Below are 12,309 nucleotides of genomic sequence, written 5' to 3'. Positions count from 1 at the left end.
TCCCTGCGGTCGCCGGACGCTCGTTCCTCACGCTGTTTATGGCGGGCGTTAAATGCCGGTGATAGCCATGTCCAAGGCTCCAACAATTTGGTCTCTAAAGTGCGATAGAGAGCCAACCGGGTTTTTGAGATGCTTTTCTGAAACAGAGGAAATTTGAGGCGTTAACAGCAGAAGCTCTTGGTCTTCAAAGCTGATTTCAGGTGTGACTCCTTGCATGGCTTCACCACTAAATGCGGAGAGTTTCCCCAAGGGGATGACGATGCGCGTTGCCAGCTCGCTCAGCAGGCTGCTCTGAATATCGACAAGGTAAGGGTAGTGCGCTTTGCTGGTCTTGCTTGGGTTGGGGTATACATCGAACTGTGCCATCAAAATTCCCTGAATTCGTCGCCAAAGCATCCATGTTGTTCGACAAAGTCGTTGTAACTTTTTATCGCGGCGCGATTTTCTTCAACCCATTGTTCTGACTGACGTTTTGAGAGCTCTTCTTTCAGCGCTCGCTCGAGGGTAGCAGACAGGTTAATGTTTAGTTCACGGGTCTTACGCAGCAGATCGCTATTGATTGAGAGGTTTGCCGCTTTTTTGGGTGCAGCTACGTTGTAGAGTTCTGCCATTCGAGCCTCCAAGTGGCTATTTAATGGATGGTCTAAGTTTATGCGCATGCGGATGCGCATGCAAGCATTTAGCCAATAGCCGTTGTCGGACGCACCTACGCCGGCGCTCCGGTGCGCCGAAAAGCCAAGGCGTTAGGCAGAAAACATGATCGAGCATGAAGACCTCAAAACTAGAAAAGTTCTCGCTGAGATATCACTATTTCCAATGGCGTTATCAGGTAGGTCGACAGGCATCACATCTGGATACCGCCCGAACCATAATTTCGGGGGGGGGGGCGACTCGTTGATATCAAGAAAGCGAGAATGCCGTTTATAGCGTTAAATGGTCTTCTAGTTTTAATTCCATGCGCCATTTTCCCAAACAAGTGGGCATCTGAAGGCGCTTTAGCTATTAGATGCTCATAGGAAAACGTTTAATGTCGAATGCCCGCATCATTGTTCTTACGTCATTAGCCATGGTTGCTTTTGCAGGTAATTCATTGCTGTGCCGGGCTGCGCTCAGGGATACCAGTATCGACGCAGCCAGTTTTACGACTATTCGATTGGTTTCCGGTGCCGTGGTGCTTTGGCTAATCGTACGAATGAGGCACAGCTCACCTGCCGGCGCTGGCAACTGGACATCTGCTCTTGCGTTGTTTGTTTATGCCGCCGGCTTTTCATTTGCCTATACAGGCTTGTCTGCAGCAACTGGTGCGTTGATACTCTTTGGCGCCGTCCAAGCGACCATGATCGGCTATGGTATTTGGGGTGGGGAACGATTGCATAAACCGCAACTCATTGGCCTTTCCCTCGCTTTCGGGGGGTTAATTGGCCTCATGCTGCCGGGGCTCTCAGCACCGCCACTATATAGTTCCTTGTTAATGTTGGTTTCCGGCATTGCATGGGGCATCTACTCCCTGCGCGGGAAGGGAGGGGGGGATCCGACCAGGGTTACAGCGGGGAATTTTCTACGCGCTGTTCCGATCACAATAGCAATGAGCATATTCATGTTGAGCGGTGCGTCGCTCGATACTGATGGGTTCTGGTATGCAGTTTCGTCGGGGGCACTGGCGTCCGGGGTCGGTTACGCCATTTGGTACACAGCCGTACCTGGGTTGAAGGCCACTAATGCCGCGACAATTCAACTGAGTGTTCCGATTATTGCGGCTCTGGGTGGCGTCATTATTTTGGGTGAACCCGTAACCCTGCGTTTGGTATTGGCGTCTGTAGCTATTCTCGGTGGAATCGCGCTGGTTATTATGAAGAAGCAAAATGCGACAAGCGCCCAACAAATAACTGCAGGTGACGTTTGAGTTCAGGCGTCATACGCCAAGCATAGTAACTTGCTGAATAGCCTGTCGCTTCTCCACGCTCAGCACCAGTCGGGCATCATCCGCCACTTCATCGAGGCCTTCGCCATAGCAGAGCAGTCCGTTCTCGTCGGTGGTTAAAACGTCATTGCTCTGCATGTTAGCGATGAAATTCCGGAACAGGCTCTTGTCGAAAAACTCAGGTGCATTCAGCCCGAACAATATGGACATACGTTCTGCCAGCAAGGTGCACTGTTCTTCCAGTTCTGCTGCGGTAATCGTCCCTGAACCATTTTTGCGCAGTATGCCCAGTGCGATATGGTACCGCTCTACCGTCTGAATGATGAATCGGGACAGTACTCTGAGGCGCAGCATGGCTTCAGTGCCTTCTTCAGGGCGCGCGATTCTGTCGTCATCCTGGGCAACCAGTAGACCCTGCTCTACCAGAACGTCAATCCACTGGTTAATCACCGCTTCCGCTTCTTCAGGCTGGTACTTCAGGAACAGTTCAGACTGAATGTAGGGGTAGGCTACGCTGGCAAGATGGACGATTCTTTCCCGTGCAAGTGAGCTTTTGTTCTCGAACAGGCTAGCCACCAGGGCGGGCAGTGCAAACAGGTGCTGGATGTTGTTGCGGTAGTAAGTCATCAGTATGGCATTGCTGCCTTCCAGCCCAATGATGTCACCCAGCTTCTGGGGTTGGCGCGAGATCAGCCCCATGGATTCGCAGTAGGTAACCCAGTCTTTGCCTGAGCCCTCAGGCAAGGTGACGGTATCGGCGTAGGGGAAGGTTTTGAGCAGGTGTGCGTACTGATCTGCCAAGCGAATAAGCTGGCCCTCATCCATGGCCAGCCTTTCAGCGCCAAGCAATACGGTTGCGATCATGCCAATGGGGTTTACTGCTACCGATGCGTTGATGTTGGAGGCAACGCGCTGTGATAGTTCGCCAACCGCCTCATTGAGCCAGGCAGGACGATACTCTGAGCTGTAAGCCTCATCGCGCCAGCTGTCGCGGACATCGTCCAACACCTCAGACAAATGTATGGCCTCGCCAAAATTGAGTGCAACTTTGCCGAAGGAGCTGCCAAGGTTGCGGGCAGATTTTGCCAGCCCGAACACGCTTTCTTTCTGCTTTTTCTTACCCCGGAGTTCGCCCAGGTAAGATCGCCCTTCCATAACCTTTTCATACCCGATGTACACAGGAACAAAAACAATCGGCTTGCGGTGATCGCGCAGAAAGCTGCGCACTGTCATGGCGAGCATGCCCGGGCGGGGTTGCAGCATACGGCCGGTGCGGCTGCGACCGCCTTCTACAAAATATTCAACCGAATAGCCACGGGTGAACATTACGTGCATGTATTCGTTGAAAACGGTGCTGTAAAGCGGGTTGTCCCGGAAGCTTCTGCGCATGAAGAAGGCCCCACCTCGGCGCAGGATTGGCCCCAATATCGGCATGTTCAGGTTGATGCCTGCTGCGATGTGCGGCGGCATCAGGCCGTTTTTGTAGAGCACATAAGACAGCAACAGGTAGTCGATGTGGGAGCGGTGGCAGGGCACGTATATCACCGTGTTGTTCTGAGCCGTCTCCTTGGCCACGCGAATGTTGTTAACGGCAATGCCTTTGTAGATACGGTTCCAGAGCCAGGCAAGTAGTACCTCAAAAATACGGATGGTGACGATGGACATGCTGGCGGCAATTTCATCAGCGTATTTGTAGGCCCGGGCACGCACCTTTTCTGGCGCCAGGTCCTCTTTGGCTGCGGTTTCCCGGATAGCCTCTTTAACAGCCTGAGTTCTTACCAGGCCCTCTACAAGTGTTCTCCGGTGCGACAAATCCGGGCCCAGCACCGCTTGTCGAACCTTGCGGAAGTGGGTTCGCAAAATACGGGCAAGCTTACGGTTGGCGCGCTCTTCGCTGTGGCGATACTCTTCAACAATCTGCTTCAGGGGGAAGGGCTTATTGAATTGCACATAGGTGTTGCGGCCATGCACCAGAATAATCAGGAATTTCTGTAGTCGGCCAGCAACAGACCAGGTGTCTGATAAAAGCAATTTCACCAAGGACTTTTCTTTGTCTGGAGAGCGCCCCCAGAACAGGGATACAGGAACAATCTGTACATCCTTCTCCGGGTTTTCCAGGCCGTAGCGCACCAACGCCTGGAAATCAGGGGTTGGAACGGGCGCCTGGCGTTTTCGGAATGCCCCGCCCGCTCGGCGGTAGAGAAAAAAGAATGAGTGCGAGGGACCATTTTTAACCGGAAGCGAGGTGGTTGCACCGGGCAGTTTTGCTCGTATCACTTCCTGCTCAAGCACAAGGCGACTGGATAACGAGCTGTATTGCAGCACATAGCAAACGGGTTTTTCAGGCGACAACCCCAGTGCTTCAGCGCTGTTCCCGCTGACATCTGTCCGAACCCATAAAAACAGGATTTTCCGGAAAAGTGTCAGGATCAGGCTTCGAATACCCTGGTAAAGACGCATAAAATGTCGCTCCGATGAAAAAACAGCCGCCAAGTTTACTTGGTTGAGTGAGAGCCGGAAAGCCAATGCTTCATTCTTGCAGCTCTCTTGTGTGTGATACATTCCTGTTTGGCCCGTTTAACACTACAAGGTGCGATGCTAGATGGCGACATCAACAATTCAGTGGAGCCCCGGATGGACAACCAGACAGCCCGAGCGGGGAGACCTTGTGTTGGCACTGTCAGGATCTGGTGTGCTCAAGCCGGGTGACGGATGGTTGCAGCCACTGGAAAGTCTGCCTGCGCAGGCAGGTAATGCTCGCTTTGTCTCTTTGGGAAGTGTTGATGGTCGCCGGGTTTTCGTGACTGAGGTGCCTGAATCCATGGGTGTCGCCGGTGATGTTGTTTCTCTTCGCGACGCCTTACTGATGATCAGTGATGTGCCTGCGGCCATGCTTAGCACCGGTTTTCAGGTTTGGCAGTGGTTTCAGGATCATCAATACTGTGGCCGTTGTGGTGGTAGCACGGGATTTCATCGGCGGGAACGAGCAAAGTGGTGTAGTAACTGCAATATTCCTTGGTATCCGCGGCTTGCACCCTGTGTAATCGTGGTGATTCGCAAAGAGGATCACTACCTTTTGGCCAAGTCTTCTCGGGTTAAGCGCCATTTTTACAGTTTGATTGCGGGTTTTGTGGAGCCGGGTGAGAGCCTCGAAGCTGCAGTTGTCCGTGAAGTAAAAGAAGAGACCGGCCTGGATGTGACCAATATTCAATACCAGGCGTCTGAGCCATGGCCATTTCCCCACCAGTTGATGGCGGGTTTTTTTGCTGATTATGCCGGTGGGGAACTGGTTCTGCAGGAAGATGAGCTGGCCGATGCAGGTTGGTTTTTGCCCGGTAGCAGGCCGCCAGTACCACCGGATACTACGATTTCCGGGCGGCTGATACGGGATATGGAAAGAATGATTACTGGTGGAGTGACCGGCTTTGAGTGAGCATGGCTTACCGCGGGTTCTGGTTTTTGATTCAGGCGTTGGCGGGTTAAGTGTTGCAGCCTGCGTCCATAAAAAACTTCCGCATGCTTCTATTATCTATCTGGCTGATAACGCGGCCTTTCCCTACGGAAACCAGACAGAATCAGTCGTAGTTGAGCGTTGTAGTTCGCTCATTGCGAAGGCGCTGGAACACTATCCGTGTGATGCGATTGTTGTGGCCTGCAACACGGCCAGCACGGTTGCTCTGCCGCACGTGCGTGCCATAACAGCTGTGCCGGTAGTGGGTGTTGTACCTGCGGTGAAGCCGGCAGCCGCTCAAACCCTCAATCAGCGGATTGGGCTTCTGGCCACGCCTGCAACGGTGCGCCGGCCCTATCTCGATGAGTTGGTGCGGGAGTTTGCCCCTCACTGCGAGGTTGAGCGTGTTGGGCACCCGGCGCTGGTTCAGTGGGCGGAGGATTTGGTCAGAGGGGTAGCTGTGCCTCAGGCTGAACTCGATAGCGCAGTTGCTAGCCTGCGAAATGCTGGAGTGGATACCGTTGTTCTCGGGTGTACTCACTATCCACTGTTGTTGGATAATCTTCGGTTAAGTCTGCCGGAGGTGAAGTTCTGGGTGGATTCCGGGGAGGCAATTGCGCGCCGTGTTGCCTGGCTTCTGGCGCAAGCCGCAAAGCCTTATACCGCGGCGGCGCCCAGTGACGTTAAAGGCGAGCCTGTGGCGGCAGCCCTGTTCACCGGTAAGGCTCCGGAAGGTGTTGCCAATTATATGGCAATCGTGGGCCTGCAGCCTGCCAGGGTTGTCGGGAATTGGCCTTCAGGGTCATAGCACCTGGGTCAGTTTGAACATGGCAATAAACTCAAGCGCCGGTATGCTCCGCTTGTGGCAGCAGTAGGTCTTGAAGTTGTCGCCGCGGAACCGTGATTTAGTGAACTCCAGTCCCTTAAAGTTATAGATAAAATTACCCCGGTTGTAGATGCCGTGCAGAATGCGCTTTAAAAGCCGCCCTTCCTGATGTTCCGTGGTTGAGTCAAGGGATAGCGGGATAAGCCCCAGATCCAGATAGGGCACGCCTTCGGCTTTAAATGCCTCCATCGCATGTGCCATCAGGGTATAGAAAATGCCCTGTTTGAAATCCGCGTTGGCACGGGAAATATTAGGGACGTAGCTGATAATCTCGTTATCGCGATAAATCGGATCAAAGTAGATAAATCCGACCGCTTTGCCATCCTGATACGCATAAAATCGGCGTTCATTTTCCCGGTATTCCATGTCCATGGGGCGAATCAGAAAACGGATTTCATTACTTTTGCATTTGCGTGTACGAATCCAGGCTTCCGAAATTTCGCGGGTGTGGTCGTCGCTGAAGCGTTCCTGCACGGTAATGGCACTTTTTTCAGCCTGATTCAGTGCCGTGCGCAGAATTTGCTTTTTTTTGCCGCTGAGAGACCACTTGCCCAAGTCGATCCGGGACTCACTGCCAAACTGTGTACCGTACAAACCAAAGCGCTGGTGCAAGAAGTCCACAACCGGCTTGGAAACCTGCACATAGGAAGCGTTAGGGAAGCGTTTTTGGAACAGTTCCAGAACCGCACCAAAGTTTTCGGGGGCGCAGACGGGGTCTGAGAGAACGATGGTTGTGCCCCACTGGCGCATGTAGGCCACATAACCCATGCCCGGTACGTCAAAATACTGCATCCCGGGCTGCAGGGTAGAGAAAGATTGGGAATGGCCGCCAAACCTCTTCAGGTAACCCACCCGCTCACTGAAGGTAAAAGCGTTGCTTTCAAGCTCGGAGGCCTGGTCGAGAGCAAGGATTTGATCTGACATGTGAATCTCCCCGGTTTTTATTATTTGGCAGATGATCGGTTATGCCTGCTTGCGGCCGAGAATTGACCAGTAACAATCCATGTTCAGCAGTTTGAAGTGCTTTTTCTCCGTTACCTTAAGGCCCAGGCTACGCATGTGCTCCGGGTAGTTGTATATCTTGTGAAAGGCATTGTTGGCGAACAGCCAGAAGGTAAACACGGCCATGTACCAGTACAGCTTTTTGAAGGTGCGCGAGAACACATTGCCGGTTGGGTAACAGAAATCGCCTACAACAATGTGAGCCTCTTCCTTGCCCAGTTGAATCAGGTGTTCCAGAACCTTCACCATCATGGTTTCGTCAAATACGTTGAGGAAAAAGTTGGCGACAACCATGTCGTATTGACCTACTTCATCCACTTTCATGATGTCACTGTGAATGCGGCGGATGTTGAGGTGGGGGGCTTCGCTTTCCTGGGCTTCTCCGAACTTGCGAAGCATGGTTTCTGACAGGTCAACAACTGTAACGTCTGCGCCCAGTTCCGCTGCACGTATGGCATCTCTGCCATGGCCAACACCAGCAAACAGAATGCGGTCTCCGGGTTTAACTGTTTCTACGTCCAGCATGGCTGTTTTACAGCGGTGGATGTTTTTTCCGCTGTAAAGGTTGCTGAGGAAATCGTATACGGGGCCTATGTAGCGGTACTTGTCACGCATGATAACTGCTGCCTGTTCTTGTTAGCTTGAATGCTGCCATCGTTATTGTGTTTTTTTGCCATCCTGACTTGTCAGGATGTTTCGATGGCCAATGTCTTTGTGATTCAAGTCTATTGAGCGGAGCAGAGAAAGTATGTGCCGTAATCCCCATTTCGAGATACACAAAGTAACCTGAGGCAACACTTTGATAACAGATTCAAGATTTGGGCTAGGATTGTAAGACAGTATTTTGGGGCGCTGATCAGCGTGAAACGGCTACCGCCATTTTGGTTTCGGGCTGCGCCAACAGTTTGCTGATTTCTGCAGCAGGTTGTGCGGGGCCGTAGAAGAATCCTTGTACCTGATGGCAGCCGAGTGCGCGTAGGTAATCGAGCTGCTTTTCCGTCTCTACGCCCTCCGCAACAATTTCCAGCTTGAGCCCGTGGGCCATGGCCACAATCGCGTTAACGATACAGGCATCGTCGATGCCACTTCGGATGGCTTTCACGAAGGACTGATCAACTTTCAGGGTGTGGATAGGCAGTCTGTGCAAGTAGTTCAGTGATGAATAACCAGTGCCAAAGTCATCGATTGCGATGCGCACGCCGATATCTGCCAGCTCCCGGAGCTTGTGACTGATTTGCTCCAGGTCGTTCATGATCACGTTTTCGGTAATTTCGATTTCCAGATTTTCAGGAGGAAACTGGTTGACGTTGACCCGTTCTATCAAGGTTTCCACAAACCGGGGATGCTCCACCTCAATAGGGGACAGGTTGACGGCCAGGCGCAAGTTTTTATGGCCGGCGCGGATCCACTGGCCAACATCCCGGCAGGCCTGATCCAGAACCTGCTCGCTCAGCAGACCAATGAGCTTGGTTTCTTCAGCCAGGCTGAGAAAATCCCGGGGGTAGAGCAGGCCACGTTCAGGGTGCTGCCAGCGCACCAAAGCTTCGAGCCCGACGATTTGATCCGTGTGGGCACAAACCTGAGGCTGATAAAATACTCGCAGCTCTTTCTTCTCAAATGCCATGCGCAGATCCCGCTCCAGCAGCAAGCGGTGAGTGCTGTCGATGCTCATGCTCTCGGAGTAAAAGCGATAGCTGTCCTTGCCTCGGGCTTTAACGTGGTACATGGCAATGTCAGCATTCTGGATCAGCTGATCCATGCTGCAGCCTGCTTCCGGGTAGATAGCGATACCAATACTGACACCCACATACACTTCATGCTCGCCCAGCAGGAACGGTGCTTTCAGCGTCTTGATGAGCTTTCTGGCGATCTGGCTTGCATCCTCCTGGCCATGAACCGACGGCAGTAACAGAGTGAATTCATCGCCGCCGAAGCGTGACAAGGTGTCGCCCTTGCGCAGGCAGCCTTCCAGTCGCTGGGTGACGGCTTGCAACAGTCGATCCCCCATAGCGTGGCCAAGGGTATCGTTGATGATTTTGAAACGGTCCAGATCAAGAAACATCACCGCAAGCTTTTGGTTGCTGCGGCGCGCGTGGGTGATGGCTAATTCCAGACGATCTTTGAACAGCGCACGGTTAGGCAGGCGCGTGAGCAGGTCGTGATAAGCCTGGAAATTTATAAAGGCTTCGGCTTCTTTGCGCTCTGTGACATCGCGGGCTGTGCCGTAGTAGCTGGCGTTTTGACCACTTCCGCCGCCGTTGGTGCTGCTATTGTGTGTCCACGCCTGGGATGAAATGGGAAACGCGGTTATCTCGAAATGCCGCGTCGCTTGGCGACTACCCCGTGTTTTGAGGCGTATCTCAAGAGTGCGGGGGTTGTCTGCGCTGATGTCCGGCGCATTGAGGGCGTACACACCCCTCGCAAGATCACGATCATCAAGAATGTTCCGGAAGTGCTTGCCGCAGAGCTCAGCTGGCTTGTAGCCCAGCAGGCTTTCAATCTTGCTGTTGATAAAACAGAAGTGCCCCTTGGCATCCAGCATAAAAACGATATCGGGAGAGCTGTTTACGATGTAACGATGCAGTGCTTCAGACTTTTCAAGGCGTAGTTGTATGTCTTCGTGGGCTTTGAGGAGTGATTGTTTGCCAACGACGCCTTTGACTGTGGCAACGAGTTCTTCCGGATCAAACGGCTTGCGAACGTAGTCCAGAGCGCCACGCCTGAGTGCGCGGCTAACGGCTGCAAACGAGCTCTCTCCGCTGATAACGATAATTGCGCATTCGGGCTGCCGACTGTCGAGGTGATTCATTACCGCAAAGCCATCTACCTCTGGCATGCGCAAATCGAGAAGAGCGAGATCAAAACGAAGGGTGTCGGCCAGTTCACAGGCTTGTTTCCCGCCATGGGCTTCGGAAACGTTGTAGCCGCAACTGCGTAGCAGGGTAGCCAAAGCGCTTGCCAGACGTGGTTCGTCATCAACCACTAAAATACGCGCTGCATTTTGCGAGATATGCCTGTTGGGCTGATCAGGTGCCATTGCTCTGCATCCGCTATCGTTTATCAGTCGGTCTTGGTGTGTTCGAGGCTCGCCGCAGGTAGCAGTAATCGGAAGGTGGTGCCTTCCTGCCCTGTGTGACAAGCAATGATGCCCTCCATGTCATCAACAAGCTGTTTTACAATGCTCAGGCCTAAACCGCTGTGGCCTTTTCCTTTTGTGGTTTTTCCCGGTGTAAACAGGGTTTCCCGTAAGCTCTCGGGAATGCCGGTGCCTGTGTCGGTCACTATCATCTCAACCCAGTTCCGGTGCCCTTGCCATACCGGAGCCAAGGTTTTGATTGTTACGGTGCCGCCTGTCTCGAACATGCTTTCAGCGGCATTCCTGACCAGATTGATCAGGATCTGGCGGGTAGTAGGCGGGCCGGCATCAACGAATGTTGGTGTGTTGCACAGTAGCAGGTTCAAATTCAGGTTGCCGTTGCTGAAAAGACTGTCTTCCAGTACACGGGCGAGGCTCGATACTTCAGTATTCAGGTCGGCGGTACCGTCGCTGATGTCGCCAGCATTGGTGTGGTTGAGTTGCAGTAGTAAATTACTTGCTCTGTCCAGTTCGTCCCGCACCACATCCAGCTCTTTCTGCATTTCCGGATCGCTAAGCCGGCTCTTGAGCTGGTGAATGTACTGGCGAATGATGGTCAGAGGATTGCTGATTTCATGCACCTGCCTGTGCAGCTTTTCCAGCGCAATCTGGCGATCCAGGTCCGCGTCGTCGGTGCTGATCTCCAAGGTAGGGTTCTTGTCCTGAAGAACGGCTGAAAGCTGTTGGATAAAAAGCCGGACCAGATCTGCAGTTCTGTCGGGAATTTTGCCATCGGTGCCCATTACAAATACGCCGAGGCAGCAATCACCTGTGATTACTGGAACAGCGGTCAACGACGGTGTTCTGAGTAGCGATAAAAGCTGGTTGTCGAGCACGTTGGGCACGCGCCCACCCAGGCTGGTGAGCCTTCCCGATGTGAAGGCCTCAGTCAGGGCGCTGCCGCCGGCTTGTGCGCATACGGCCAGGCGGGGGTTGTCCCCTGCAGTACCAGACAACAAAACAAGGCTGTCATCTTCAAGCCCAAAGCACAGTGCCGGTAACCCGGTAATCAACGTAAGACTACCGACAGTTTCCGCAAGAATGGCGCCGCCGGTGCCGGCTAAATCTGCAAAACCAAGGGCTTGCTGCGCGATGGCTTGCTGCAATACGGTTTCGCGCAGCTGTTTTGATCCTGGCTCGGCGCTGTAACTATTGATCAGCGGAATCCCCATAGATTCTGCCATTCGGGAAACGTCGTGGTTGATCCGCCGGTTGATCTCCCGGATCAAGTCTTCGCTAAGGCCGAACATGGTGCCCGCTGCTGCAATACCGGCAGAATCAGACAAGGCGAGGCGGGTGGCAAGGCCGATAACCTTTACGAGATGCCCTGCGTCCCGCAACTCTGAGGGCAACGCCTGTTGGTAGCGCATGGCATCTGCTGCCATTGATCCTAGCCCCCAGGAGGTAACCAGATCTGCTGCGATCTCGGACTGTCGATTCATGAATTCTTGCCGCGCCTCGATATCAGGCGTCTTGATTGCGATCAGCTCACCGATGTTGTGGAGCATCCCGAGCATGAAGGCTTCATCGGCTTCCGGGTAGCGGGTCAGGGTCGCCAATGCCCGTGCTGTAAGTGCGGTTGTCAGGGCATGGCGCCAGAAATCCCGTAATTGCTGCCAGGCGCCACCACCCAGGTCGAAGAGTATCTGGCGCAAAGCGACGGTCAGTATCAGTGTTTTGAAGCGCTGGGTTCCAAGGCGCATTAACGCCTGATCAATGGATCGTATTCCGGGTGTGGGGCCATACAGGGCGGAGTTGGCCAGAGCCAGGATCCGAACCACCAAGGCCGTGTCTGAGGATACGATTTCGCTGATTGCGCGGTAGTTATCATCCCGATGGCAAGCTTCAAGCGCGCGCAGAGTGACTTCCGGAAGGCTCGGGAGCTGAAGATCGGGAACTGTATTCATGGGCTT

The 12,309-nt window shown here is 53.3% G+C and carries 10 protein-coding genes; 3 read left to right on the top strand and 7 right to left on the bottom strand.

Features of this window, described 5'->3' with window-relative positions:
• Positions 1 to 48 precede the first annotated feature (48 nt).
• Both AADB16_RS15815 and AADB16_RS15810 read right to left on the bottom strand, forming a co-directional pair.
• Positions 49 to 366 (bottom strand): CcdB family protein, encoded by a 318-nt coding sequence (locus tag AADB16_RS15815; RefSeq protein ID WP_309045960.1) that lies wholly within the window; start codon positions 364 to 366, stop codon positions 49 to 51.
• Positions 366 to 611 (bottom strand): type II toxin-antitoxin system CcdA family antitoxin, encoded by a 246-nt coding sequence (locus tag AADB16_RS15810; protein WP_309045961.1) that lies wholly within the window; start codon positions 609 to 611, stop codon positions 366 to 368. Before AADB16_RS15810 ends, AADB16_RS15815 begins: the two co-directional genes overlap by 1 nt.
• A 416-nt stretch (positions 612 to 1,027) precedes the next feature.
• Here AADB16_RS15810 and AADB16_RS15805 point away from each other — a divergent pair, with 416 nt between their 5' ends.
• A complete protein-coding gene (locus AADB16_RS15805; protein WP_410804687.1) occupies positions 1,028 to 1,903 on the top strand; it encodes a DMT family transporter in 876 nt (291 codons plus the stop codon).
• A gap of 9 nt (positions 1,904 to 1,912) precedes the next feature.
• Here the strand turns inward: AADB16_RS15805 and plsB are convergent, their stop codons facing one another.
• On the bottom strand, positions 1,913 to 4,381 hold the full coding sequence (gene plsB / locus AADB16_RS15800; protein ID WP_309045963.1) for a glycerol-3-phosphate 1-O-acyltransferase PlsB: 2,469 nt from the start codon (positions 4,379 to 4,381) through the stop codon (positions 1,913 to 1,915).
• A gap of 142 nt (positions 4,382 to 4,523) precedes the next feature.
• Here plsB and nudC point away from each other — a divergent pair, with 142 nt between their 5' ends.
• Positions 4,524 to 5,354 carry an NAD(+) diphosphatase gene (gene nudC, locus AADB16_RS15795; RefSeq protein ID WP_410804685.1) on the top strand — a complete coding sequence of 277 codons (831 nt, stop codon included), beginning with the start codon at positions 4,524 to 4,526 and terminating at the stop codon, positions 5,352 to 5,354.
• The gene (gene murI / locus AADB16_RS15790; RefSeq protein ID WP_410804683.1) at positions 5,347 to 6,180 is read left to right on the top strand and encodes a glutamate racemase; all 834 of its coding nucleotides are present in this window, start codon (positions 5,347 to 5,349) and stop codon (positions 6,178 to 6,180) included. Before nudC ends, murI begins: the two co-directional genes overlap by 8 nt.
• On the opposite strand, the gene AADB16_RS15785 is transcribed toward murI, so the two are convergent.
• The 4 genes from AADB16_RS15785 to AADB16_RS15770 form a co-directional block, all read right to left on the bottom strand.
• On the bottom strand, positions 6,175 to 7,182 hold the full coding sequence (locus tag AADB16_RS15785; RefSeq protein WP_410804681.1) for a DUF2156 domain-containing protein: 1,008 nt from the start codon (positions 7,180 to 7,182) through the stop codon (positions 6,175 to 6,177). The genes murI and AADB16_RS15785 overlap by 6 nt on opposite strands.
• Before the next feature lie 39 nt (positions 7,183 to 7,221).
• Positions 7,222 to 7,875 carry a class I SAM-dependent methyltransferase gene (locus AADB16_RS15780; RefSeq protein ID WP_410804679.1) on the bottom strand — a complete coding sequence of 218 codons (654 nt, stop codon included), beginning with the start codon at positions 7,873 to 7,875 and terminating at the stop codon, positions 7,222 to 7,224.
• A 241-nt stretch (positions 7,876 to 8,116) separates the two neighbouring features.
• Positions 8,117 to 10,297 carry an EAL domain-containing protein gene (locus AADB16_RS15775; RefSeq protein ID WP_410804677.1) on the bottom strand — a complete coding sequence of 727 codons (2,181 nt, stop codon included), beginning with the start codon at positions 10,295 to 10,297 and terminating at the stop codon, positions 8,117 to 8,119.
• Between the two features lie 23 nt (positions 10,298 to 10,320).
• Positions 10,321 to 12,303 carry an HDOD domain-containing protein gene (locus tag AADB16_RS15770; RefSeq protein WP_410804675.1) on the bottom strand — a complete coding sequence of 661 codons (1,983 nt, stop codon included), beginning with the start codon at positions 12,301 to 12,303 and terminating at the stop codon, positions 10,321 to 10,323.
• Between the last annotated feature and the right edge of the window lie 6 nt (positions 12,304 to 12,309).

The sequence above is a fragment of the Marinobacter sp. KMM 10035 genome, assembly GCF_046537445.1.
In the GTDB taxonomy this organism is placed as follows: Bacteria; Pseudomonadota; Gammaproteobacteria; order Pseudomonadales; family Oleiphilaceae; genus Marinobacter; species Marinobacter sediminicola.
This window is presented reverse-complemented; position numbering and strand designations above follow the sequence as displayed.

Bases quoted from the DNA above. Each gene is read 5' to 3' on its own strand.
- AADB16_RS15815 (WP_309045960.1), bottom strand. From the start codon at position 366: ATGGCACAGTTCGATGTATACCCCAACCCAAGCAAGACCAGCAAAGCG.
- AADB16_RS15810 (WP_309045961.1), bottom strand. From the start codon at position 611: ATGGCAGAACTCTACAACGTAGCTGCACCCAAAAAAGCGGCAAACCTC.
- AADB16_RS15805 (WP_410804687.1), top strand. From the start codon at position 1,028: ATGTCGAATGCCCGCATCATTGTTCTTACGTCATTAGCCATGGTTGCT.
- plsB (WP_309045963.1), bottom strand. From the start codon at position 4,381: ATGCGTCTTTACCAGGGTATTCGAAGCCTGATCCTGACACTTTTCCGG.
- nudC (WP_410804685.1), top strand. From the start codon at position 4,524: ATGGCGACATCAACAATTCAGTGGAGCCCCGGATGGACAACCAGACAG.
- AADB16_RS15785 (WP_410804681.1), bottom strand. From the start codon at position 7,182: ATGTCAGATCAAATCCTTGCTCTCGACCAGGCCTCCGAGCTTGAAAGC.
- AADB16_RS15780 (WP_410804679.1), bottom strand. From the start codon at position 7,875: ATGCGTGACAAGTACCGCTACATAGGCCCCGTATACGATTTCCTCAGC.
- AADB16_RS15775 (WP_410804677.1), bottom strand. From the start codon at position 10,297: ATGGCACCTGATCAGCCCAACAGGCATATCTCGCAAAATGCAGCGCGT.
- AADB16_RS15770 (WP_410804675.1), bottom strand. From the start codon at position 12,303: ATGAATACAGTTCCCGATCTTCAGCTCCCGAGCCTTCCGGAAGTCACT.